This is a genomic window from Streptacidiphilus albus JL83 (assembly GCF_000744705.1).
GTDB classification, from domain to species: Bacteria; Actinomycetota; Actinomycetes; order Streptomycetales; family Streptomycetaceae; genus Streptacidiphilus; species Streptacidiphilus albus.
The window spans coordinates 335510-358260 of record NZ_JQML01000001.1 but is presented as its reverse complement, the minus strand read 5'-3'; the positions used below and the strand labels follow the sequence as shown (position 1 = coordinate 358260).

Here is a 22751-nt window from a genome sequence, read left to right as displayed (position 1 = left end):
CCGCACCAGCCACGCTCGACAACCACCCGGCACAAGTGAGGAGAACGCCCATGCGAGTGACCATCGACCAGGACAAGTGCGTCGGTTCGGGCCAGTGCGTCCTGGCCGCGCCCGACGTCTTCGACCAGCGCGACGAGGACGGGATCGTGGTGCTGCTGGACCCGGAGCCCCCGCGCGACCTCGACCAGGACGTGCGCCGCTCCGCGATGGTCTGTCCGGCCCTCGCGATCCAACTCACCGACTGACCAGTCCGGTCGGCCCCCGGCCCGGCTGCCGCCGCCCGCGGCGGTTGCCGGGCCGTCAGCGCGCCAGTGCCCGGGCGCAGTCACGGGTGAGGCTGGTGAACGCCCTTGCCGCAGCGCTCCGGTAGGCGGCTTCGCGGCGGAGCAGGGTGACCGTGCGGGAGGGCAGGGCGGGGGTCAGCGGGACGGGGTGGAGCTGCGGCTGGTCGTGGGTGATGGCGTCCGGGAGGACCGTGGCCAGCGGGGTGCGCCGGACGATCTCGGTCAGGGCGGTGATGGAGTTGGCCTCCACCGCGACGGTCGGCGTCGTGCGGTGGCGGGCGAAGTGGGCGTCGATGTGGCCGCGGGTGGCGAAGTCGCCGCTGAGCAGTGCGAGGGGCTGACCGTCGAGGTCGGTCACCGGGAGCGGTTCGCTGCGGCCGGCCCGGGGGTGGCGGGGGCCGACGACGAGGCCGAGGGTCTCGGTGAACAGGTCGGTCCCGGTGATGCCGGGCAGGTGGGGACCGCGGAAGGCGATGCCGAGGTCGAGCTCGTCGGCCAGTAGCGCCGACTCCATCCGGTCCTGGTTCAGCTCCCTGGCGTCCAGGGTGATGCCGGGGTGGCGGGCGTGGAGCTCGGCGGCGAGCGGGCCGATCAGGTACGCGGTGAACGTCGGGGTGAACGCCAGGCGCAGGTGGCCGTGGGAGAGGTCCTGGAGGTCGTGGACGGCACGGTCGGCGGCCGCGAGGTCGCGGATGGCCCGCCGGGCGTGGTGGAGGTAGGCGGTGCCGGCGTCGGTGGGGCGGACGGAGCGGCCGGTCCGGTCCAGGAGCTGGACGCCGACGGTCCGCTCCAACTGCTTGATCTGCTGGGACAGGGTGGGCTGGGAGATCCGCAGCTCCTGGGCGGCGCGGGTGAAATTGCCGTGTTCGGCGACGGCGAGCAGATAGCGCAGATGACGCAGTTCCAGGGCCATGGGACCAACCATAGATGACATCACTGGCAACCATCGACAACAGGTCTTGGACACTATAGCCACAGGTCATGCATGGTGGATCTGGTCGGCCCCAAGGACCGGCAGCCACCGAAGGGAGTGACCGTGCAGAACCTCTCCGAAGGCGTCGCGCGTTTCCGTCGAGACGTCTTCCCGGCCAAGGCGGAGCTCTTCGCCCGCCTGGCGACCGACCACACGCCGACGACGCTGTTCATCAGCTGCTCGGACGCCCGCGTGGTGCCGGAGCTGATCACCGGCAGCGAGCCGGGCGAGCTGTTCGTCATCCGCACCGCCGGCAACCTCGTCCCGGCCTACACCCCCGGCGCCGACGGGGTGGCGGCCAGCGTCGAGTACGCGGTCGCCGTCCTCGGCGTCACCGACGTGGTCGTCTGCGGCCACTCGGCCTGCGGGGCGATGACCGCCCTGGCCGAGGGGCACGACCTGAGCGCCGTGCCGACCGTCGCCGACTGGCTGCGCCACGCGGACGCCTCCGTGGCCCGCGCCGCCGGCACCGGGGTGGACGCACTGGTGCGGGGCAACGTCCTCGCGCAGCTGGCCAATCTGGCCACCCACCCCTCGGTGGCCCGCGCACTGGCCGATGGCAGGGTCACCCTGCACGGCTGGGTCTACTCCATCCCCACCGGCGCGGTCGTCGACCTTGCCGCCTCCGGCGCCCCGGCTCTGGCAGCCTGACCCCAGGCTCGGCGCCCACGCCCGATCCCGGACCACCCGTCGCGGGACACCCGTCCCGGGACGCCCGATTCCCGCCGCTCCGGCCCTCGGACCGGCACTCTGCGAAAGGACACCACCTCATGGTGCACGCCCAGTTCGACAACACCGCCCGCGAGGCCCTGGCCGTCAGGGCGGTCGAGGCAAAGGTCCGCAAGGACCTGTCCTGGCGGGAGATCGCCGAGGCCGGCGGCCTGTCGGTCGCCTTCGTCACCGCCGCCGTGCTCGGCCAGCACCCGCTGCCCAAGGCCTCGGCCGAGGCCGTCAGCGAGCTGCTGGGCCTGGACGGCGACGACGCGGTGCTGCTGCAGACCATCCCGGTCCGTGGCTCGATCCCCGGCGGGATCCCCACCGACCCGACCATCTACCGCTTCTACGAGATGGTCCAGGTCTACGGCACCACCCTCAAGGCCCTGGTCCACGAGGAGTTCGGCGACGGCATCATCTCCGCGATCAACTTCAAGCTCGACGTGAAGAAGGTCGCCGACCCCGAGGGCGGCGAGCGCGCGGTCATCACCCTGGACGGCAAGTACCTGCCGACCAAGCCGTTCTGACCCACCCCTGATCGATCGGCGGCGGTGCGCGGGGCCCGGCCCCGCGCCCGCCCGCACCGCCTCGGCACTTCTCCAGCACGTCTCCAGCACCTCTCCAGCAAGGGACCCCCGCCATGGACTTCGCGCAGCGCACCATCGACCTCGCCCGCCAGAACGTCGCCGAGGGCGGCCGACCGTTCGCGACCGTCATCGTCAAGGACGGCGGGATCCTCGCGGAGAGCCCGAACCTGGTCGCCCAGACCGGCGACCCGACCGCCCACGCCGAGATCCTCGCGATCCGCGAGGCCTGCGTGAAGCTGGGCACCGAGCACCTGACCGGCACCACCATCCACGTGCTGGCCCACCCCTGTCCCATGTGCCTGGGCTCGCTGTACTACTGCTCCCCGGACGAGGTCGTCTTCCTCACCACCCGCGACGCCTACGAGCCGTACTACGTGGACGACCGCAAGTACTTCGAACTGGACACCTTCTACGGCGAGTTCGCCAAGAACTGGGACGAGCGCCGACTGCCGATGCGGCACCGGGCCCGGGCGGACGCGGTCGAGGTCTACCGGTTCTGGCAGGAGCGCAACGGCGCATGATCGCCGCTGCGCCGCCGACACCCCTAGGCCGGCAGGGCGATGCCCAGCAGGTGCGCCAGCCGGTGGACGGTGGCGGGCGACTCGCGGTGCAGGGCGGCGATGTCGAGTCCCTCGTCGCCCAGGATCATCAGCAGGGCCTGCCCGCCGATGGCCAGGACGACGACGTAGCCGCCGCTGCAACGGGTGACCACGTCCCGCAGGCCGCCGACGCCGACCTCGGCGGCGGTGCGCTGGCCCAGGCCGAGCATGGCGGCCGACAGGGCGGCGACGGACTCGGGGTGGACCGTTGCCGTGTCGGCGGCGACCAGGAGGCCGTCGGTCGTGGAGATGACGCTCTCGGAGAGGCCCATGATCCGTTCGCGTAGCGACTTCAGCTCATCGACAAGCGATGCGGACGACGTCTGGCTGCTCATGGTCGGCTCTTCTCCGTGCGGTGTGCGACAGGTGGTTCGTCGGCCGTGTTCACGGCCGGGAGGGTGATGGGGCGTGTCCCCCGGAGCGTGGTCCCCCGGAGCGTGGTCGCCGCCCGGGCGCCCGGGGCGGGCCGACCGGGGGTGCGGCGCGGCAGCGGACCGGCGACGGGGGCCGGTGCGCCGGTCGGGGGAGTGCGCGGCGCGACGCTCGGCGCCGCGTCGCCGGAGCGCGCCGCCTCCGGGACGAGCAGTCGGCGGGCGTCCATCCCGGCCAGGTCGAGCATCACCGCGAACAGGCCGCGCCCCAGCCCGAACCCGATGTCCCGTGGGGTGTTCCTGCCGGTGGCGGCTGCCAGGAGGTCCCGGTACCGGCGCGGCATCCGCAGCGCACCGCCCCCGGCCTCCGGGGAGCAGTGGAACCGGGTGCGGGCCAGTTCGCCGGGCGGTCCCCAGAGCCTGGTCAGCAGCGCGCGCCTGCGCGCGGTCTCGTCGAACAGCAGCTGCGGTTCGAGCCCTGGACGCACCGGCAGTTGCGGCGCCGCGGCCGAGGCCGTCACCTCCCGGCTCCCGGGCGGGCTGAGGGACATGGCGAAGGCGCCGTCGAAGGCGGCGGCCAGGCAGACGATCTCCAGCTCGGCCGCGCTGACGACCCCTGCGGCGATCAGCGCCCGGTCGAGCCGCCCGTCGGCGGCGCCGACCGTGGCGGCGGCGCTCCAGTCCGCCTCGCTGATCCGTCGGGACCGCAGCAGCAGGGTCTCGGCGCTCGGAGTGCCGGGGGAGTCGATCGCGGTGACCAGTCCGCGCTCCAGGTGGATGGTGCCGCCGGGCGAGCCGGAGACGGTGACCAGCCCGCTGAACCCCTCCTGGCGCAGTGTCAGCAGGAGCGCGGGTACGTTGCGTGCCGCGCGCGGCACGGAGCCCTCGGTCATGCGAGCAGGTTCTCTGCGTGGGTCGCGGTCTCGCGCATCGCGAGTGCCAGGTTGGTCCGCTCGCGGTCGACCACGACGGCCAGCAGTAGCGGGTCCCCCTGCCGGGGAACCACCTGGACGATGTGGTGCCGTCGCCGACCGGTGACCACGATGCTCTCCAACTCTCCGTCCGCGCCTGCCTGGTGCAGCCCGTCGGCGACCAGTTCGGCAAGCTCGGAGAGCGCCTCGCCGGAGCCGACCGCCGTGCGGTCGCCGGCGGCGGCATAGGTGAGGCCGCTGACGGCGTCGACGAGGAGGACACCGATCGTCCCCGGCGAAGCGAGTACGTCGGAGAGGGAAGTGTCGAGTGTGCGCACCGGGGTCCTTTTCCTTTCCTGACGTCAGCGAGCCTACTTGATTGCGGAGATTGATCGCGCATGGCGGTGGTTGACGGCCTGTTTGCTACTTTGTCCGTGCACGCGGCGGGATTCCGGCCGGGGAAGTCATTCGAAGGAAGTACAGCACATGAACATTCAGTCCGCGCTCCAGGAAGCGATGGCCATCGACGGCGCCCTCGGGGTGGCCGTCGTCGACTACGAGAGCGGCATGGCGCTGGGATTCCTCGGCGGGGGGCAGCACCTCGACCTGGAGGTCGCCGCGGCGGGCAACACCGAGGTCGTCCGGGCGAAGCTGCGCGCCCTGGCCACACTGGCGATAGACGACGTCATCGAGGACATCCTGATCACGCTCGGCACCCAGTACCACCTGATCCGCCCGCTGGGCCGCAGTCAGAGTTCGCTCTTCCTCTACCTCGCGCTCGACCGTTCCCGGGGCAACCTGGCCCTCGCCCGGCACGCCCTGAAGGGCATCGAGGCCGGCCTCGAACTCTGAGCCGCGCCCGACCGACGCGCACCCCCGCATTCATTCCGCAGGCCCGACGCCATGAACCTGCCATTGCCGGGGGAATGGCGCCGGGATATCGCCGTCCACGACGAACCGATGACGGGCGCCGATGCTCCGGTGAATGCGGCGCCGGGGTGACCGCTGTCCATTCGCGGCGACCCGCCGGGCAATTGCGTGACCATTCGACGACGCACCGTCACGGCCCCGGAAGCTACGGCCGGATACTGCTTGAACACGCGTTCGGCGTTCGCGGTGCGACCCGGGTGAGGGGCCGCCGTGCGCAGCGAGCAGCACTGCTCGCTGCGCACCCTCGCGCCGCTGTCGACGCCGGACCGGCAGGGGGTCAGACCGAGAACCGCTCGGGGTCGGCGGCCTTCCAGTCCGCGGCCCAGGACTCGGGCGGCTCGATCAGCAACTGGCCGGGGGTCAGCCACTCGTAGAGGTCGGCGTAGGACTGCACGGTGACCGGGTCCACGCGGCGGCGGAGCATGGCCGGGCGCAGCTCGGCAGGGCTGTTCACCCCCAGCGAGGCGATGATCTGCTGGGCGCTCTTCACCGTGCCGGACTGGAAGTGGTGGACCCGGGACGACTTGTCGTCGACGTTCAGCGCGCGGGCACGGCGCTGGTCCTGGGTGGCCACGCCGACCGGGCAGGTGTTGGTGTGGCAGCTCTGCGCCTGGATGCAGCCGATGGCGAACATCATCGCGCGGGCCGAGTTGGTGAAGTCGGCGCCCTGCACCATCCGCTTGACGATGTCGGCCCCGGTGGCCACCTTGCCACTGGCGCCGATCTTGATCCGGTCCCGCAGGCCGGTGCCGACCAGGGCGTTGTGGACGGTGGTCAGCCCCTCGGTGAGCGGGCTGCCGAGGTGGTCGGCGAACTCCAGCGGAGCGGCTCCGGTGCCGCCCTCCGAGCCGTCGACGATGATGAAGTCCGGGGTGGTGTTCTCCTCGATCATCGCCTTGCACACCGCCAGGAACTCCCGCCGGGAGCCGACGCACAGCTTGAAGCCGACCGGCTTGCCGCCGGACAGTTCGCGCATTTCGGCGATGAACCGGACCAGTTCCCTGGGCGTGCTGAAGACCTGGTGGTACGGGGGCGAGATCACGGTCTTGCCCTGGGGCACCTCGCGCACCCGGGCTATCTCGGCGGTGACCTTCTCACCGGGCAGCACGCCGCCGATGCCGGGCTTGGCGCCCTGCGAGAGCTTCAGCGACACGCACTTCACGCTGTCGTGCGCGGCCTTCTCGGCGAACCGGTCCCGGTCGAAGCGGCCGTCGTCGGTGCGGCAGCCGAAGTATCCGGTGCCGATCTCCCAGACCAGGTCGCCGCCGTGGCGCAGGTGGTACTCGGAGAGGCCGCCCTCGCCGGTGTCGTGGGCGAAGCCGCCGAGGGCGGCGCCGCGGTTGAGCGCGAGAATGGCGTTGGCGGACAGCGAGCCGAAGCTCATCGCCGAGACGTTGAGCAGCGCCATGTCGTAGGGCTTGGTGCAGTCCGGTCCACCGATGCGGACCCGGGGCTGCTCGGCCGCCACCGGCTGCGGCCGCATCGACGCCTCGAAGTACTCGTAGCCCTCTTCATAGACGTTCCGCTCGGTACCGAAGGCGAGCTCCGCCTCTTCCCCCTTGGCCCGCTGGTAGACGAGGCTGCGCACATCCCGGTCGAAGGGACGCCCGTCGAAATTGCGCTCAATGAAATACTGCTGCAATTCGGGTCGGATCGACTCCAGCATGAAGCGTATATGCCCGAGCACCGGATAATTGCGGAGGATGGAGTGCCGCTTCTGCAGGAGATCGTAGGTTCCGAGCCCTGCCACTGCCGCGAGCAGGGCGGCGGCCAGCCACCACCAGGGGGACACGGCCAGGGCCGCGGCGGCGGAGCCGACCGCGAGCGCCCCGATGAAGGCGATTACTGCAGTTCTGATCATTCGCGGAGCGTACCGTCGCGCCGTCCTCCGGCTCAATCTCCCCGAGCTGGGAGCTCCGACACAGCGTCACCCGCAGGTCCGGAGGTGCGACGCCCGCCCGGCGACGGGGAGCGGTCGGGTCCGTGAACCGTTTCCGAATTCGTGGGCACAAAGGCCCTCGTGAAGTGCGATAACTCCCGGGCGGGCGGTGGGATATGAGTCCGGGGCCGGCGGCATCGATTTCGATCCGGCCGATGGCTCCGCCGCACCGGGCTACCACGCGCACCTGGCGCCGTTTCGCCGAGGTCGGTGCGGCGGATGCCTCGGCCACGCTGATCGACCCATTGGTTTCCATGGTGGGAACTCCGGAGCTTCCACCATGGAAACACGAGGGCCGGGCTCCGTGGAGGGCTACCGGCTGCCGGCGCTGTTGACGGTCACGCTGCTGATGTCCACCGGCAGGGTCGGGAAGCCGTCGCCCGGGCCGTTCTGGGAGTCGTCACCGGCCGCGGCTATCTTCTCCAGCACGGCCATGCCCTGGGTCACCCGGCCGAAGGGGGTGTAGTCGGGCGGCAGCGTGGTGTCCTTCCAGACGAAGAAGAACTGGCTGCCATTGGTGTTGGGGCCGGCGTTGGCCATCGCCACCGTGCCGGCCGGGTAGGTCGCACCGGTCAGGTTCTCGTCGTTGAACGAGTAGCCGGGGCCGCCGCTGCCGGTGCCGGTGGGGTCTCCGCACTGCAGGACGAAGATGCCCTGGGTGGTGAGCCGGTGGCAGTGGGTGCGGTTGAAGTACTGCTGCGACGCCAGGAACTTGAAGGAGAAGGTCGTGCACGGGGCGGCGGCGGTCAGCGCCTGGAAGGCGATCAGCCCCTGGTCCGTGTGCAGCTTCACGGTGTAGGGCTTGGCGGCCTCGGCCGCGTTGAACACCGGGACGCCCTTGAACCGGTCGGCGGGCACCGAGGCGACGAAGCCGCATCCGGTGGGCGCCGCCGCCGAGACCCTGACCGTCCGGGCCGCCTTGCTGCCGTGCGGGCCGATGCTGCTGGCCTGCGCCGCTCCTGCCAGGCCCAGTACCAGCGATGCCGCCGCCGCGAGGGAAACCCATTTTCCGAACGCCATCGAAAGACCTCCGCACCATCCACCGATTGTCATGACCCCGATGCCATTCCCCGGCCGACGGCCCGCCAAGCGTCCCTCGGTCGCTTGTGGTTAATAATGCCCAGTATTAATATGTGGGCATGGCACGCAAGCAGAACGAGGGTGACACCCGGGAGAAGCTGATCCGCGCGGCCGAGCAGCTGTTCGCCACGCTCGGTGTGGACGGCACCCAGACCCGGGACATCACCAGGCTGGCCGGCCAGTCCAACCCGTCGGCGATCCAGTACCACTTCGGCTCCCGCCAGGCGCTGCTGGACACCATCCTGAAGGACCGCCAGGCCCGCACCGAGGCGACCCTGCGCGGGCTGCTCGACGAGCTCGGCCGCCCGGAGCCGGACGGCCCGAGCCCACTCGGACTGGCCGAGCTGGTCGGACTGCTGGTCGCGGTCGAGGGCCGGGAGCTGGCCACCGAGCGCGGCCGGTACGGCCTGCGGATCGTGGCCCAGCGGACCCACACCAGCGGCCTGCGCACCCGCACCCCCCACCCGCTGCTGGCGGGCACCCGGGTCTGGGAGCTCGTCACCGCGATCGAGTCCCGGCTGGCCGACCGGTCCGGGTTGGCCGAGCCGCTGCGCCTGGAGCGGGTCGAGCAGGTGCTGACCCTGGTGGGCCACATGCTGGCCGACCGCGCCCAGCAGTACCAGGAGCAGCTCCCCCCGCTCACCGACGAGCCGCTGTTCCTGGCGGACCTGGCGAATGTGAGCGTCGCCCTGCTGCAGGCGCCCCCGCCGCCGACGCGTTCCCGAACGCCGGACCCGCTACACCCCAACAGCACGAGGAGCACCACATGAGCACCCTTGGGAACAAGGTCGTCATCATCACCGGCGGCGCGCGCGGGCTGGGCGCGGAGGCCGCGCGCCAGGCCGTGGCCGCCGGGGCCCGCGTCGTGGTGGCCGACGTACTGGAGGAGGACGGCGCCGCGCTGGTCGCGGAGCTCGGCGAGGCCGGCCGCTTCGCGCGGCTGGACGTCACCTCCGAGGAGGACTGGAACCGGGTGGTCGGGTTCGCCGTCGCGGAGTTCGGCCGCCTCGACGGCCTGGTCAACAATGCCGGGATCTCCACGGGCAGCCTGCTGGAGGCGGAGTCCGTCGAGCACTTCCGCCGGGTGCTGGAGGTCAACCTGGTGGGCGTGTTCATCGGCATGAAGTCCGTGATACCGGCCCTCAAGGAGGCCGGCGGCGGCTCGATCGTGAACATCTCCTCCGCGGCCGGGCTGATGGGCATGGCCTTCACCGGCAGCTACGGCGCCTCGAAGTGGGGGGTGCGCGGGCTGAGCAAGATCGGGTCCGTCGAACTGGGCACCGACCGGATCCGGGTGAACTCGGTGCACCCCGGCATGACCTACACCCCGATGACCGCCGTGACCGGCATCCGGCAAGGGGAGGGCAACTACCCGAACACGCCGATGGGGCGCGTCGGCGAGGCCCCGGAGATCGCGTCGGCCGTGGTCTTCCTGCTCTCCGACGCCGCTTCCTACATCACCGGTGCCGAGCTGGCCGTCGACGGCGGCTGGACCACCGGCCCGACCATGAAGTACATCACGGGGCAGTAGCACCGGCCCCGCTGCCGAGCGGCGCGAGGCGGACGCTCGGCAGCTCGCCGGCCGGGCCCGCCGAGCAGAGGTCGAACAGCAGCTGGAAGCGACGCCGGACGTCGTCGCGGTCGGCCTGCTCCGGCACCGTGGCGTCACAGGTGTTGGCGATCAGCTGGGCCTGGTCCAGCAGGACCTGCCTGCGGTCCGGGTCCACGGTCTGCTCGGCGACCCGGTGCAGGGCGTCGAGTTGACGGATCATCACCGCGGGCATGGCGACCGAGGCCTGGCGGACCTTGTCGAAGGCGCGCTGCACCAGGCGGTCGTAGGCGACCTGCTGGGCGAACACCCGCACGTACCCGTCGCGGTCGCGGTGCACCCGCTGCGGGTGCCAGCCCAGGGTGATCCGGCACAGGCAGTCCCCGAGCCAGTCGATGCAGGTCAGTGCGGTGAAGGTGTCGTTGACGGCGGGGGAGAGGGCGCGGATCGCGATCTCCACCAACTGGTCGATGCCGAAGGAGATGTCCTGGGACAGGGTCCGGTAGGGGCCGGTGGCCTGGCCCCGGCCCAGGTTCGCCGCCACGTGCGGGGCGGCCTCGGCGGGCCAGACCACGGCCAGCGGCGCGCCCTCGACCAGGAAGTGGCCCGGCCGGTAGGGCAGGTGGATCACCGCATCGGCCTCACGCGCGATCCGGATCAGCCGGTCGTGGCGCAGGTACTGCAGGTAGCCGCTGGCCGGGGTGGGGATCACCGCGCCCGCGCTGTCCATCCGGGCCAGCAGCTCCGCGGGGGACAGGCCGCGCTCGCGCCCGTCCACCGCGCTGGCGTCGGCGCCGCCCTGGTCGACGATCGCCTTCGCCAGGTCGGCCGCCACTGCGGCTATCACCTCCGGCAGCTGGATGGTCCTGGCGATGTGGTTGATGAAGTAGATCAGCATGGCCAGGTCGAGCACGGTCAGCGCGAGCGCGACGGTCATCGACAGATGCGGCACGAAGTCGCCGTGCGGTCCCGGGCTCACCGCGACCAGCACCAGAACGGTGTAGAGGAAGGTGGCCACGAAGGTGCCCAGGGTGTGCTGGGTGCCGCGGTCGCGGATGAAGTTCCGCAGCAGCCGCGGGCCGAACTGGGTCGAGGCCAGCGTCAGCGCCACTATGGTGATCGAGAACACCAGGCCGACGACGGTGATCACGGCCGCCGCCACGGTGGTCAGGATCTGCCGGGCCCCGTCGGCGCTTCCGGCCAGGACCCAGGTGGGCAGGGTCAGCCGGCCGTCGTAGGCGGCCCGGTCCACGGCGACGGTGGCGGCGAAGAGCGCGGTCGCGAGCAGCGACTCCAGCGCGGGCACCAGCCAGAGGTTGGTACGCAGGGCTTCGAGCCGCCAGGCGGCGACCCGGAACCCGCCCCGAGGCTTGCGAAGGCGGTAGCTGGAGGACATCAGGACTCCCGGGGCAGGCGAACGGACGCGCCGCCCCTCGGGGGCTGTCGCGCGCCGCCGACCAGACTTCCCGGCTCACCAGAGGTTCTGAGGGTAACCGACCCGCCGCGGCTCGGGTGCGGGGATTACCCACTGCGGCCCCGCCGGCCGGCCGGCCGGGTGCTCGGCCGCGTCGGTTCGAGCAGGCCGGCGGGGGGAGTCGCTGTCGGTTTTTTGCAGTACCTCACATCAATATTGAGTAACTTATCTGCAACTATTGCGGCGATGTGTCCCTGGTCCTACTCTCTGCACACCAATCGAACCCACCGGCCCCTCCAGGCGCCGCAGCGCGGTTGCCGCGGTCGAGGTTCGGCACGACGTCAACCAGGGAGACCGATGAGACACTCTGCCCCGACCGTGCAGCCGCTCCCCTCCCGCCGCCGCCCGCGCAGGCTGTTAGCCATGTGCACCGCGGCGGCCACCGCCGTCGCCGGCCTGATGCTGGCGGTCCTGCCGGCGTCGGCCGCGGTGGCGGCTGCCCCCTCCACCGCCACCGCGTACCAGGCGCCGGGCACCCCCTCGCCGAGCGTGGCCGGCGCGACCACGCCGTTCACCACCTACCAGGCGCCGGAGGGCGCGCTGGGCGGCGGGGCCGGCGTGGTGTCACTGACCTCGGCGCCCACCTCCGAGTACGACAGCCCGCAGGGGGAGGCCACCGGCCACGCCTACGTCCAACTGACCGGCACCGGCCAGTCCGTTCAGTGGACCAACGACACCGGTCAGCCGATCAGCTTCATCAACGTGCGCGCCTCCGTCCCGGACTCCGCCACCGGCGGAGGGCTCACCAACACGCTGGACTTCTACGTCAACGGGGTGTTCCGGCAGGCCCTGGCCCTGAACTCGATCCAGAGCTGGCAGTACGAGGGCGACGACAACTACAACGGCAGCGACCAGAACCCCGCCGACGGCAGCCCGCGCGACTTCTGGGACGAATTCCACGCCTTCGTCACCGGCACCCCGATCCCGCCGGGCGCGACCTTCGGCCTCCAGGAGGACTCGTCCAACACCGCCGGGTCCTACTGGATCAACTCGATCGACCTGTTCGACGCGCCCGCCCCGGCCGCCCAGCCGGCGAACTCCATCTCCATCACCAGCTGCGGCGCGGTCCCCGACGACACCCCGACCAACGGCACGGCCGCGCCCGGCGCGGTCGACAGCACCGCCGACATCCAGAACTGCGTCAACGAGGCGGCGGCGGACCACGAGATCCTGTGGATCCCGCAGGGCACGTTCTACCTGACCGGCACCGCGAGCATCGTGGTGGACAACGTGACGGTGGAGGGGGCGGGCTACCTGTACAGCGAGATCTACCGCGACGTCCCGCTGCCCAACAGCGTGGCGCTGGGCTCCGCGTTCCAGTGCACCTCCTGCCACCTGCAGAGCTTCCACATCGACTCCGACGCGCTGAGCCGCGCCGAGGTCGACGGCGGCGGCGGGGCCGAGGACACCACCGGCAGCGACTGGTCGATCGAGTCCATGTGGGTCCAGCACGTCGAGTCCAGCCTCTGGGCCTCCGGCACCGGCGGCACGGTGGCGGGCAACTTCTTCACCTCGATCTGGGCCGACGGGTGCAACATCAACAACGTCTCGCTGACCGGCACCACCGGCAGTGACATCAAGGTGACCGACAACTTCATCCGCGGCACCGGGGACGACGCCATGGCCATCAACTCGGTGGCCTACAACGGCTCGACCGACTACACCGCGATGTCCGACATCACCATGACCCACAACACCCTGCTCGGGGCGTGGGGCGGCAAGGGCATCGGCGTCTACGGCGGCAGCGGACACGTGGTCGAGGACAACTACATCGCCGACACCGCCCGCTACATCGGCCTGGGGATCGGCCGCTTCGGGGTCAACGGCAGCGACCTGCTCGGCGCCACGGTCTCCGGCAACGTGATCGTGCGCTCCGGCGGCAACGCCTACTTCCAGGGCCAGCCCGCACTGCAGATCGGCAACGGCGGCGACGGCCAGAACGTGGGCACCGTCACCGACGCCGACGTGACCGGCAACACCGTGGTCGACCCGGTCTACGACGGCATCGACTTCTCCACCTCCACCGACACCACCCTGGCCGCCAACCAGGTGGTCGACCCGTGGCGCGACGGAGTCGTGATCTCCCCCCAGTACTACCCGGCCCCCACCGGCAACGCTGTCATCACCGGGAACTCGGTCACCGGCCTGGCCCCGGGAACGACCGCCTACGACAACGAGTCCACCGGCTTCACCGCCACGACCACCGGCAACAGCTGGCAGAACACCACGGCCGAGAGCCCCTACGGCGGCACCGCGGCCGCAGTGCCGGGAACCGTGCAGGCGGCGAACTACGACAGCGGCGGCCAGGGCGTGGCCTACACCGTCGGCTCGGTCAACGGCACGGCCGACGGCTACCGGCCCGACGGGGTCGACCTGGAGGCCAGCTCGGACACCGGGGGCGGTGACGACCTGGCCTGGACGGGCGCCGGCCAGTGGTTCAGATACACCGTCGACGTCGCCACCGCCGGGCTCTACACCGTCAACTTCCGGACCTCCTCGACCAGCGGCGTCTCCGACGCCCTCCACCTGACCGATGCCGCAGGCAACGCCCTCACCGGTGCGGAGGCGGTCCCGGCCACCGGCGGGCCGCAGAGCTGGGCCACGGTCTCCGACACCGTCACCCTGCCCGCGGGCCTGCAGACCCTCGTCCTCGACCAGGACGCCCCGGGCTGGAGCCTGCACTACCTGGCCTTCTCCTCCGGGAGCGGCACCGCGCCGGGCCCGGTGCTCAGCGCCGCCCCGGGCACGCTGAGCTTCCCCAACGAGGTCGTCGGCACGGCCGCTCCGACGCAGACCGTCACGGTGAGCAACTCGGGCACCGCACCGGCGACCGTGTCGGGCGTCGCGGTGACCGGCCCCTACACCGAGACCAACGACTGCACCACCGTCGCCGTCAACGGATCCTGCACCGTGACCGTGGGGTTCACCCCGACCGCGGCCGGGGCCGCTCCGGGCGCCTTGACCGTCACCAGCAACGCGAACGGCAGCCCGGCCACGGTGTCGCTGTCCGGCAACGGCATCGGCCCGGGCACCGACCTCGCGGCGGCCGGGACGATGACCGCGAGCAGCGCCGCCGCCGGGTACCCGGCGAGCGACGCCAACGACGGGAACACCGGCACGTACTGGGAGAGCCTGGACGGGGCGGCCTATCCGCAGACCCTGACCGCCGACCTGGGCCAGTCGTACCCGCTGGGCTCGGTGACGCTGACGCTGCCGCCGTCCACCGCGTGGGCGACCCGCACCGAGACCCTGTCGGTGCTCGGCTCGGCCGACGGCACCACGTACAGCACGCTGGTTCCCTCCGCGAACTACACCTTCAACCCGGCGACGGGCAACACGGTGTCGTTCGGCCTGCCCCAGGGCACGAACGACAAGTACCTGGAGCTCTCGTTCACCGCGAACACCGGGTGGAGCGCGGCGCAGGTGTCGGAGTTCGAGGTCTTCCCGGGGACCGGCGGCGGCAGCCCGGGCACCGCGACGCTGAGCGCGTCGCCGAGCTCGCTCTCGTTCGGCAGCGAGACGGTGGGTTCGACCACGGCGGCGCAGTCGGTGACGGTCACCGACACCGGGACCGTGGCGGCGGCGATCTCCTCGATCAGTGCCGGTGCACCGTTCGGCGAGACCAACACCTGCGGCAGCAGCCTGGCCGCCGGCGCCTCGTGCACGGTGGCGGTCGCCTTCGCCCCGACCGCGACCGGTGCGGCCTCGGCGAGCCTGGTGGTGGTCGGCGGCGCCGCGAACGGACCCCTGAGCGTCGCCCTGTCCGGGACCGGGAGCAGCGGCAGCCCGGTCAACCTGGCCCTGGACCGGCCGGTCAGTGCCAGCAGCAGCACCCCCGGCTACCCGGCCGGCAACGCCGACGACGGCAACACCAGCAGCTACTGGGAGGGCACCGACGGCGTCTGGCCGACCACCCTCACGGTCGACCTCGGCGCCGCGCAGTCGCTGTCCTCGGTGGTGGTCGACCTGCCACCGGCCACCGACTGGAACACCCGCACCCAGACCTTGTCCGTCCTGGGCAGCACCAACGGCACCGGCTTCACCACCCTGGTGGGCCCGGCGACCTACACCTTCAACCCCGCCACCGGCAACACCGTCTCCATCACCCTGCCGGCCGGCACCGCCGACCGGTACGTCGAGCTGGACTTCAGCGCCAACAGCGTCCAGAACGGCGCCCAGGTCGCCGAGTTCGAGGTCCTCTCCTGACCGGCTGCCACCACCGCCCCCGGTTCGCACCCCGGGCGGTGGTGGCATCCTTGGCGGGAAACGAGCCAAAAGCAACTCATTTCTGACGGTCACTCATATCTGTTGCTGGCCTCACGCTCGTACTCGTGCTCGATACGTACCCATTCGATCAGAGGAGCGTGTCCATGAGCGGTCTCAGGCAGTTGGTACACCGAGTGCTTCCCCTCTCCGTCGCCGTCGCACTGGCGTTCTTCGCCTTCGTCGGGCCAGGGGCGGCGGGCGCCCGGGCCGCGACGCCGAGGACGGCGACGTCGGTCTGCGCCAACCAGACCGTCCCGGCCGGTTACATCGTCACCGCAGCCTCTGCAGCCCGTTCGAGGGCGAGATCCTGGCGTCCTGAGCACCCGTCTGCTGGGTACTCCCCGCCCGGCCTCAGCGGCCGGGCAGGGGGTGCCGCAGGTGGTCGATGTCCTCGGCGGGGCAGGAGAGTTCGAGCTGCTCCCGGCGCCGGAGCGCGACCCCCTCGCGCAGGGCCCAGGGGCAGAGGTGCAGCCGGCTGAGCCGGAAGGTGTCCATCAGCGCCTCGGCGACGATGGCTCCGGCGAGGATGTGGCGGGCACGGGAGGCCGAGACGCCGTCGAGCCGGGCGCGGTCGGCGGCGGGCATCGCGGCGAGGAGCGGGATCACCGCCCGGACCGCGCCGCGCCGCAGGGTGAGCCGTTCGGGGGCCCGGTGCGGGCGGGTGAGCCGGGCGAGCTGGGCGAAGGTGCGCGAGGTCGCGAGGGCGCGGAACCGGGCCGGTTCGGCCAGGTGCTCGCCGAGCTGCGCGGCCAGGGCGGCGGCGACGTGCTCGCGCAACGCGGTGACGTGGTCGTGGCAGGGCGGGTCGTCGGGCAGGGCGGCGAGGGTCAGCCGTCGGGCGCCCAGGGGGAGCGACAGGGCCCAGTCGGCCTCGGGCCCGCTGCCGCCGGCCACCTCCACGGTGCCGCCGCCGATGTCGGCCAGGACCAGCTCCCCGGCGTCCGGCCCGGACCAGGCGCGGGCCGCCAGGTAGGTCAGCCGCGCGTCCTGCCGCCCGGTCAGGAAGCCGAGCCGCACCCCGCTGGCCGCCTCGACGCGGTCGAGGACCTGCTGCTGGTCGGGGGCGTCGCGGACCACCGAGGTGGCGAAGGCGATCAGCTCCCGCGCCCCCGAGCGCCGGGCGGTCCGCACCGCTGCGGCCACGGCCCGGCAGAGCTGCTCCACCGGCTCGGCCCCGATGGTGCCGTCCGGTGCCACGGCCGTGGAGAGCCCGGTCCGGTACTTGACCGTGACCGAGGCGTGCAGCGGCCGGTGCGGCCGCAGGGTCACCAGATCGAGGCGCGCCGACGACGCCCCCACGTCCAAGATGGCCACCCTCATCCCGGGTACGTTACCGGGTGGTGGTCGGCGGTCACTCGGCCGGGTTCGGCTAGAGGCCCGGCAGGTCCAGCGTCGGGTCGGCGGCGGGCGGCGGCTGGACGGGGCGGCCGTTGTGCAGGGCCAGTGCCCGCAGCGCGATCTCGATGGCGAAACGCTGGGTCGGGTCGGTGAGCTGGTCGCCGAAGATCTGCTCCAGCAGCCGCATCCGGTAGCGGAAGGTCTGCGGGTGCACCCCGAGCTGCTCGGCGATCTGGGCGGCGGTTCCCCGGCTGGTGAGCCACACGTGCAGGGTCTCCAGCAGCCGCCGGCGCTGGGTGGCGGTGTGCGCCGCCAGCGGTGCCAGGCAGCGCCGGGACAGCTCACCGATCAGCGCCGGGTCGCCCAGTAACCAGAGGGTCAGCAGGCTGTCCTCGCTGCGCGTGGGCGCGCCGTCCGGGATCACTCCCTTCTCGACCAGGGCCAGGGTCTGCCGGGCCCAGCGCAGCGAGTCGGCGGCGCGGCCCAGCGCCACGGTCGGCCCGATCGCGGCCCGGCAGCCGGCCAGCGCCTTGGCCAGGAAGGCCTGTCCGGCCTCGTCCAGCGGTCCGGGTAACAGCAGGTACGGTTCGGGGCAGCCCAGATCGGCCAGCACACGGCGGTCGAGCCCGGCGCGGCTGGGGATCGAGTCGCGGTGCAGGGCGACCGGGGTGATCTCCTCCGGCAGCGGCCAGCCGACCTGGTCCGCCAGTTCGGAGAGCGCGTTGTCGGCCGTCCCGGCCCCGGTGAGGATCCGCTGCATCAGCCGCCGCCGGCGCCCGTCCGGCTCCTCGCCCATCTCGATCACCGCCCGCAGGTAGCCCTCCCGGGAGAGTTCCGCGATCTCGCCCATGTAGGCGAACAGCGCATCGGCGAAGGCCATGAGCACGGCGGCGGAGAGCCGGTAGCGGTTGCCCACCTCCCTGGCCCTTCGCAGCGCGACCTGGCAGCCGATCCGGTAGGCGTCCTGGAGCACATCCAGGCTGCGCCCCTGATAGGCCTCGAACCGCCCGAAACTCCGGCAGATCTCGTCCCGGAGCTGGGTGTTCGCCTGCGGCGCGGCGACCTGGTTCACAAAGGTGATGACGTTCTGCTTGATGCCCAGATGGACCAGACCGGCGTCCGGCCCCTCCATCAGGAGCCGGTACTCCGGCAGCGCGGCCACGATCTCTGCCGTCATCTCCCGGAGCAGACTGGGTAATTCGGGCCGCATCACCACGGCGAGCTCGCGCGGCACCGCGCCCAGCGCCGCCCCGGCGCGGGCGGAGGCCTGCCGAACTTCTGTCATCTGCTGCTACCCCCACGCTGTTCGGCTCAGTTAGGACGCGGGCATACGAGATCGGTGGTGCGTGCAACATAGACCACGACCGAGCCGCCTGCACAGTCACGCAACAGGATTCGTCGGGTCCGGTCGCAACGGGCAGTCCTCCGGGGGCGGTTGCTCATTTTTCGACAAAGCCGGGAGCGGCACTGTGTGCTCGCAGACAACAAATTACCGGTCGGTAATTCTTTTGCGGGCGGGCCGGTTCCGGCCATTGCGGCCCCGGGTTACCGCTGCGTAACGTCCCCGTCGCACCGCAGTTCAGCGGGTAACCCACCCCCGGAAAGGATCACCATGCGCCACATCTCCAAGGCCACAGCGGTCGCCGCAACGGCGTTCGCGGCAGTGGTCGGATTCGGCACCACCCAGGCCTTCGCCGCCACCACCTGGACCGTCTCGGGCGGTGGCTCGTTCACGGCGTCGGCGAGCAGCCCCACGCTCACCGACACCAGCACCGGCGCGGCACTGGACTGTACCTCGTCCGCCGCCTCGGGCACCGCCGCCAACGGCACCGGCCTGTCCGGCACCGACATCGCCACCATCAGTGCGGTCTCCTGGAAGAGCTGCACCGGCCCGCTCGGGATCACCTTCTCGGTCACGCCGAGCGGCCTCAGCTGGGACCTGAACGCCACCTCGTACAACGCCACCACCGGTGTCACCACCGGCACGCTGACCGGCGTGAAGGCGAGCATCAGCGGCACCCTGTGCTCGGCGAACTTCGCCGGCACCAGCTCCACCACCCCCGCCACCCTCAACGCCACCTACACCAACTCCAGCCACACCCTGGCGATCAGCGGCGGCAACCTGCACGCGTACGGCGTGTCGGGCTGCCTCGGGCTGATCAACACCGGCGACGCGGCCACCTACTCGGCCTCCTACGTCGTCTCGCCGTCCACGCTGAAGATCACCTCTCCGTGATCCCACGCACTTTGTGACAGGGCCGGGCGGCGAACTTGTCATCCTCTGACAAGTTCGCGGCCCGGTCAGCAGTTTCTGACTCGTCCTGTGTTTTTCTGCTTGTCGTTGATTGCTACCCACACGTACTGTCCTGCGCCGCTGGACAAGTTCTATCGAGGAGGCACAAGGTGGGTTCTGCCACGGGGCTGCGCCCCGCGCCGTTGCTCGCCGGGGTCGTGGCCGCCGGAGTGCTGGTCGCGACGGTGATGACCGGGCCCGACGCCGGAGCGGACGTGCGCACCGGGCAGATCACGGTCGCCTACGCCTGCCTGCTCGCCGACGGCACGCAGGCCCTGCAGGTCTCGCTGACCCAGGACTACCCGACCGCCGACACCGCCGGGGCCCCGCTGCAGCCCGGACCGCTGACGCTCCGGACCGCCGTGCCGCGCGGGCTGCTGCCGGCCGGGGCCGCCTCGGTCTCCGGCACGGTCGCGCTCCAGGTCTCGGTCGCCGAGTCCGACGGTGCGTCACAGTCCGTTGCTACGAAGGCGGTTCAGTCAACCGCCGGGCAGTCCACGCTCACCCTCCGGACGTCGGCCCGGGCCCGGGCGGCGGGCGCGGCACAACCGGGGAACACCGCCGAGTGGTCGGGGCTGACCGTCGCCCCGGTACGACTGGGCACCGCCGACCCGGAGCTCACCGCCACCGGGCAGGTGGCGGCGCTGACGGCCGGCCCCGACGGGAGCACCACCACGGTCACCCCCGCGGTGCTGACCCTGTCCCTGGTCGCCGGGGGCAGCACGGTGCAGCTCGCCTGCACGCCCTCGGCCGCGCCCGGGACCCTCGGCAGCGTCTACGCCAGCAGCGCGCCCAGGCCGCAGAGTTCGGCGTCGGCCGGGGCCGACCCGAGCGCCGCGGTCCGGCGACGGGCGCTGTCCGCCGCGCAGGTCCCCTCCTGCCTGAGCACCCCCTCCGGGTCGCTCAACCCCTCCGACCTGATCGCCCCGCCGCCCGGAGCGATCTACTACCCCCCGCTCGGCCAGCCCCCGGCCGACACCGGGGTGGAGTGCGCCTACGCCATCGGCTATGCGAACGTCGGCAAGCTGGGCGAGGCGTCGCTGGTGAACAACCCCGCGGACGACCCGGGGCTGGCCACCCTGGCGGTATTGCGCGACGTCTACAGCTTCACCGTCAGCCCGCCGTTCTTCGAGGCGGAGGAGATCGGCAGCCTCACCCTGCCGCCCGCCGACACGACCTTCCTCACCTACGGCTTCATGCCGACCACCGCCAAGATGCAGCTGATCCCGCACGGGCCGCTGACCGTGGTCAACACCGGGGCGGGCCCGTACTACCAGGAGGCGAGCGTCACCACCATCTCCGGGGAGCAGACCCTGCGGCTCTACGACGTGGAGGTGGACGGCACCCCGCTGAACGTCGGCCCCGACTGCCGGACGGTCACCCCGCTCCAGCTGAAGCTGGTGGGAACCAGCAACCAGGGGCTGCCCGGTGACGACCCGACCCGCGACTACCAGATCGCCACCGGCGGACCGATCAGCCAGGACCAGCTGACCATCCCCTACTTCACCGGCTGCGGCAGCGGGGGACAGGACCTCGACCCGCTGTTCGACGCCGCCGTCTCCGGCACCGGCAACTCGCTCAACCTGGTCCAGGGCCCCATCTGCACCACCTTCCAGGGAACCGTGTGCAACACCTTCACGATGCCGGTGCTGCCCAGCCGCGCACCGAAGACTCCGGGGCAGTGACATGCGAGAGGCAGTGACATGGGGATCGAAGTGACCGTCGAGGGACTCACCAAGTCCTTCGGCAGCCAGACGGTCTGGGAGGACGTGAACCTCACCCTCCCGGCCGGCGAGGTGAGCGTGATGCTCGGGCCCTCCGGGACCGGCAAGACGGTCTTCCTCAAGTCGGTGATCGGGCTGCTGCGCCCCGAGCGCGGACGGGTGCTGGTCGGCGGTGTGGACATGGCCAGCAGCCCGGAGCACGAGATCTACGAGGCCCGCAAGCTCTTCGGGGTGATGTTCCAGGACGGCGCGCTGTTCGGTTCGATGAACCTGTACGACAACATCGCCTTCCCGCTGCGCGAGCACACCCGCAAGAAGGAGTCGGAGATCCGGCGGACCGTGCTGGAGCGGATGGAACTGGTCGGCCTGCTGGGCTCAGAGGCGAAGCTGCCGGGGGAGATCTCCGGCGGGATGCGGAAGCGCGCGGGACTGGCCCGGGCGCTGGTGCTGGACCCGCAGATCGTGCTGTGCGACGAGCCCGACTCCGGGCTCGACCCGGTGCGCACCTCCTACCTCTCGCAGCTGCTGATCGACCTGAACGCGCAGATCGACGCGACCATGCTGATCGTCACCCACAACCTGGACATCGCCACCACCGTCCCGGACAACCTGGGCATGCTGTTCCGCCGCCGGCTGGTCGCCTTCGGCCCCCGCGAACTGCTGCTGAACAGCGAGGAGCCGGTGGTCCGGCAGTTCCTCGGCGGGCACCGGATCGGCCCGATCGGCATGGCCGAGGAGAAGGACCAGCAGACGATGGAGCTGGAGGGCGAGCTGCCGGCCGCGCCGCCCGTGGCGATCCCGGCGCAGCTGGAGCCGAGCCCGGGGCTGCCGCCCCGGCAGGCCGTGCAGCGGCGCCGGCAGCGGGTGGCGGCGCTCCGGAACCAGCACCGGCTCGCCGCCGCCGCACCCGCCCCGGCCACCGGCCCGGCCGCAGGGGAGCAGCCATGAGCAATCCGGTGCAGTCCGCGCTCCGGCAGTCCGGGGACTTCTTCTCGCTGGGCGCGACCACGTTCCGCGACACCTTTCGCCGTCCGTTCCAAGTACGGGAGCTGGTCGAGCAGTTCTGGTTCGTCGCCAGCGTCACCATCCTTCCGGCGGCCCTGGTCTCGATCCCCTTCGGCGCGGTGATCGCGCTTCAGGTCGGTTCGCTGACCCAGCAGTTGGGCGCCCAGTCGTTCACCGGCGGGGCCAGCGTGCTGGCGGTGGTGCAGCAGGCCAGCCCGCTGATCGTGGCCCTGCTGATCGCCGGGGCCGGCGGGTCGGCGATCTGCGCCGACCTGGGCTCGCGCAAGATCCGCGAGGAGCTGGACGCCATGGAGGTCATGGGCGTCTCCCCGGTCCAGCGGCTGATCGTGCCCAGGGTGCTGGCCACGATGCTGGTCGCGGTGCTGCTGAACGGGCTGGTGTCGGTGGTCGGGGTGGTCGGCGGCTACTTCTTCAACGTCTACCTCCAGCACGGCACGCCGGGCGCCTACCTCTCCAGCTTCTCGGCCCTGGCCCAGCTGCCCGACATCTATGTGGGCGAGCTGAAGGCGCTGATCTTCGGCCTGATCGCCGGCCTGGTCGCGGCACACCGGGGACTGAACCCGCGCGGCGGCCCCAAGGGCGTCGGCGACGCGGTGAACCAGTCCGTGGTGATCACCTTCCTGCTGCTCTTCCTGGTCAACGTGGTGCTGACCGCCGTCTACCTCCAGCTCGTCCCGCAGAAGGGCATGTGAG

General features: G+C 71.6%; 21 protein-coding genes. 12 read left to right on the top strand and 9 right to left on the bottom strand.

The genetic code is table 11. From position 1 onward, the window contains the following. Positions 1-50: 50 nt before the first annotated feature. A complete protein-coding gene (locus tag BS75_RS01680; protein ID WP_034086903.1) occupies positions 51-245 on the top strand; it encodes a ferredoxin in 195 nt (64 codons plus the stop codon). Positions 246-300: 55 nt separating this feature from the next. On the opposite strand, the gene cynR is transcribed toward BS75_RS01680, so the two are convergent. After that, positions 301-1197: a transcriptional regulator CynR gene (gene cynR, locus BS75_RS01675; protein WP_034086902.1), complete on the bottom strand. Its 897-nt coding sequence runs from the start codon at positions 1195-1197 to the stop codon at positions 301-303. Between the two features lie 123 nt (positions 1198-1320). Between cynR and BS75_RS01670 the strand changes: the two genes are divergently transcribed. The 3 genes from BS75_RS01670 to BS75_RS01660 all read left to right on the top strand — a co-directional run bounded on the left by BS75_RS01670 (position 1321) and on the right by BS75_RS01660 (position 3079). After that, entirely contained in the window at positions 1321-1908 is a 588-nt protein-coding gene (locus tag BS75_RS01670) for a carbonic anhydrase (RefSeq protein ID WP_034092214.1), read from the top strand. A 119-nt stretch (positions 1909-2027) separates the two neighbouring features. Then, positions 2028-2498 carry a cyanase gene (gene cynS / locus BS75_RS01665; RefSeq protein ID WP_034086901.1) on the top strand — a complete coding sequence of 157 codons (471 nt, stop codon included), beginning with the start codon at positions 2028-2030 and terminating at the stop codon, positions 2496-2498. A 113-nt stretch (positions 2499-2611) separates the two neighbouring features. Further along, positions 2612-3079, top strand: a complete 468-nt coding sequence (locus tag BS75_RS01660; protein WP_034086900.1) for a nucleoside deaminase — start codon at positions 2612-2614, stop codon at positions 3077-3079. A gap of 23 nt (positions 3080-3102) precedes the next feature. Here the strand turns inward: BS75_RS01660 and BS75_RS01655 are convergent, their stop codons facing one another. Genes BS75_RS01655 through BS75_RS01645 form a run of 3 tightly spaced genes read right to left on the bottom strand, consistent with a single transcriptional unit; the run spans position 3103 to position 4777 of the window. Then, on the bottom strand, positions 3103-3492 hold the full coding sequence (locus BS75_RS01655; RefSeq protein WP_034086899.1) for a roadblock/LC7 domain-containing protein: 390 nt from the start codon (positions 3490-3492) through the stop codon (positions 3103-3105). Beyond that, positions 3489-4421: a hypothetical protein gene (locus tag BS75_RS01650; RefSeq protein WP_063771577.1), complete on the bottom strand. Its 933-nt coding sequence runs from the start codon at positions 4419-4421 to the stop codon at positions 3489-3491. The genes BS75_RS01655 and BS75_RS01650 overlap by 4 nt, the downstream gene beginning before the upstream one ends. After that, entirely contained in the window at positions 4418-4777 is a 360-nt protein-coding gene (locus tag BS75_RS01645) for a hypothetical protein (RefSeq protein WP_034086898.1), read from the bottom strand. The genes BS75_RS01650 and BS75_RS01645 overlap by 4 nt, the downstream gene beginning before the upstream one ends. Positions 4778-4925: 148 nt before the next feature. On the opposite strand from BS75_RS01645, the gene BS75_RS01640 reads away from it, so the two are divergent. After that, positions 4926-5291 carry a hypothetical protein gene (locus tag BS75_RS01640; protein ID WP_034086897.1) on the top strand — a complete coding sequence of 122 codons (366 nt, stop codon included), beginning with the start codon at positions 4926-4928 and terminating at the stop codon, positions 5289-5291. Between the two features lie 355 nt (positions 5292-5646). Here the strand turns inward: BS75_RS01640 and BS75_RS01635 are convergent, their stop codons facing one another. Continuing rightward, positions 5647-7230, bottom strand: a complete 1584-nt coding sequence (locus tag BS75_RS01635; RefSeq protein ID WP_034086896.1) for an FMN-binding glutamate synthase family protein — start codon at positions 7228-7230, stop codon at positions 5647-5649. A 390-nt stretch (positions 7231-7620) separates the two neighbouring features. Further along, positions 7621-8328, bottom strand: coding sequence for a peptidylprolyl isomerase (locus BS75_RS01630; protein ID WP_042440085.1), 708 nt, complete (start codon positions 8326-8328; stop codon positions 7621-7623). A gap of 119 nt (positions 8329-8447) precedes the next feature. Between BS75_RS01630 and BS75_RS01625 the strand changes: the two genes are divergently transcribed. Both BS75_RS01625 and BS75_RS01620 read left to right on the top strand, forming a co-directional pair. Then, positions 8448-9158, top strand: a complete 711-nt coding sequence (locus tag BS75_RS01625; RefSeq protein WP_042440083.1) for a TetR/AcrR family transcriptional regulator — start codon at positions 8448-8450, stop codon at positions 9156-9158. Beyond that, positions 9155-9919 carry a glucose 1-dehydrogenase gene (locus BS75_RS01620; RefSeq protein ID WP_034086894.1) on the top strand — a complete coding sequence of 255 codons (765 nt, stop codon included), beginning with the start codon at positions 9155-9157 and terminating at the stop codon, positions 9917-9919. Before BS75_RS01625 ends, BS75_RS01620 begins: the two co-directional genes overlap by 4 nt. Here BS75_RS01620 and BS75_RS01615 read toward each other — a convergent pair. Continuing rightward, complete coding sequence (locus BS75_RS01615) at positions 9906-11333, bottom strand: DUF2254 domain-containing protein (RefSeq protein ID WP_052069103.1); 1428 nt, start codon at positions 11331-11333, stop codon at positions 9906-9908. The two genes, BS75_RS01620 and BS75_RS01615, sit on opposite strands and share 14 nt — an antisense overlap. 441 nt (positions 11334-11774) lie before the next feature. Between BS75_RS01615 and BS75_RS01610 the strand changes: the two genes are divergently transcribed. Further along, positions 11775-15617: a discoidin domain-containing protein gene (locus BS75_RS01610; protein WP_052069102.1), complete on the top strand. Its 3843-nt coding sequence runs from the start codon at positions 11775-11777 to the stop codon at positions 15615-15617. Positions 15618-16028: 411 nt separating this feature from the next. Here BS75_RS01610 and BS75_RS01605 read toward each other — a convergent pair whose 3' ends face one another. Next, on the bottom strand, positions 16029-16997 hold the full coding sequence (locus BS75_RS01605; protein WP_042440082.1) for a Ppx/GppA phosphatase family protein: 969 nt from the start codon (positions 16995-16997) through the stop codon (positions 16029-16031). 49 nt (positions 16998-17046) lie between these two features. Then, on the bottom strand, positions 17047-18300 hold the full coding sequence (locus BS75_RS01600) for a helix-turn-helix domain-containing protein (RefSeq protein ID WP_034086893.1): 1254 nt from the start codon (positions 18298-18300) through the stop codon (positions 17047-17049). Between the two features lie 327 nt (positions 18301-18627). On the opposite strand from BS75_RS01600, the gene BS75_RS01595 reads away from it, so the two are divergent. The 4 genes from BS75_RS01595 (at position 18628) to BS75_RS01580 (ending at position 22750) form a co-directional block, all read left to right on the top strand. Next, on the top strand, positions 18628-19251 hold the full coding sequence (locus BS75_RS01595) for a hypothetical protein (protein ID WP_034086892.1): 624 nt from the start codon (positions 18628-18630) through the stop codon (positions 19249-19251). Between the two features lie 167 nt (positions 19252-19418). Next, complete coding sequence (locus BS75_RS01590) at positions 19419-20993, top strand: hypothetical protein (RefSeq protein ID WP_152646194.1); 1575 nt, start codon at positions 19419-19421, stop codon at positions 20991-20993. An 18-nt stretch (positions 20994-21011) separates the two neighbouring features. Further along, complete coding sequence (locus BS75_RS01585; RefSeq protein ID WP_034086891.1) at positions 21012-21980, top strand: ABC transporter ATP-binding protein; 969 nt, start codon at positions 21012-21014, stop codon at positions 21978-21980. Further along, on the top strand, positions 21977-22750 hold the full coding sequence (locus BS75_RS01580; protein ID WP_034086890.1) for an MlaE family ABC transporter permease: 774 nt from the start codon (positions 21977-21979) through the stop codon (positions 22748-22750). Before BS75_RS01585 ends, BS75_RS01580 begins: the two co-directional genes overlap by 4 nt. Position 22751: the final 1 nt, after the last annotated feature.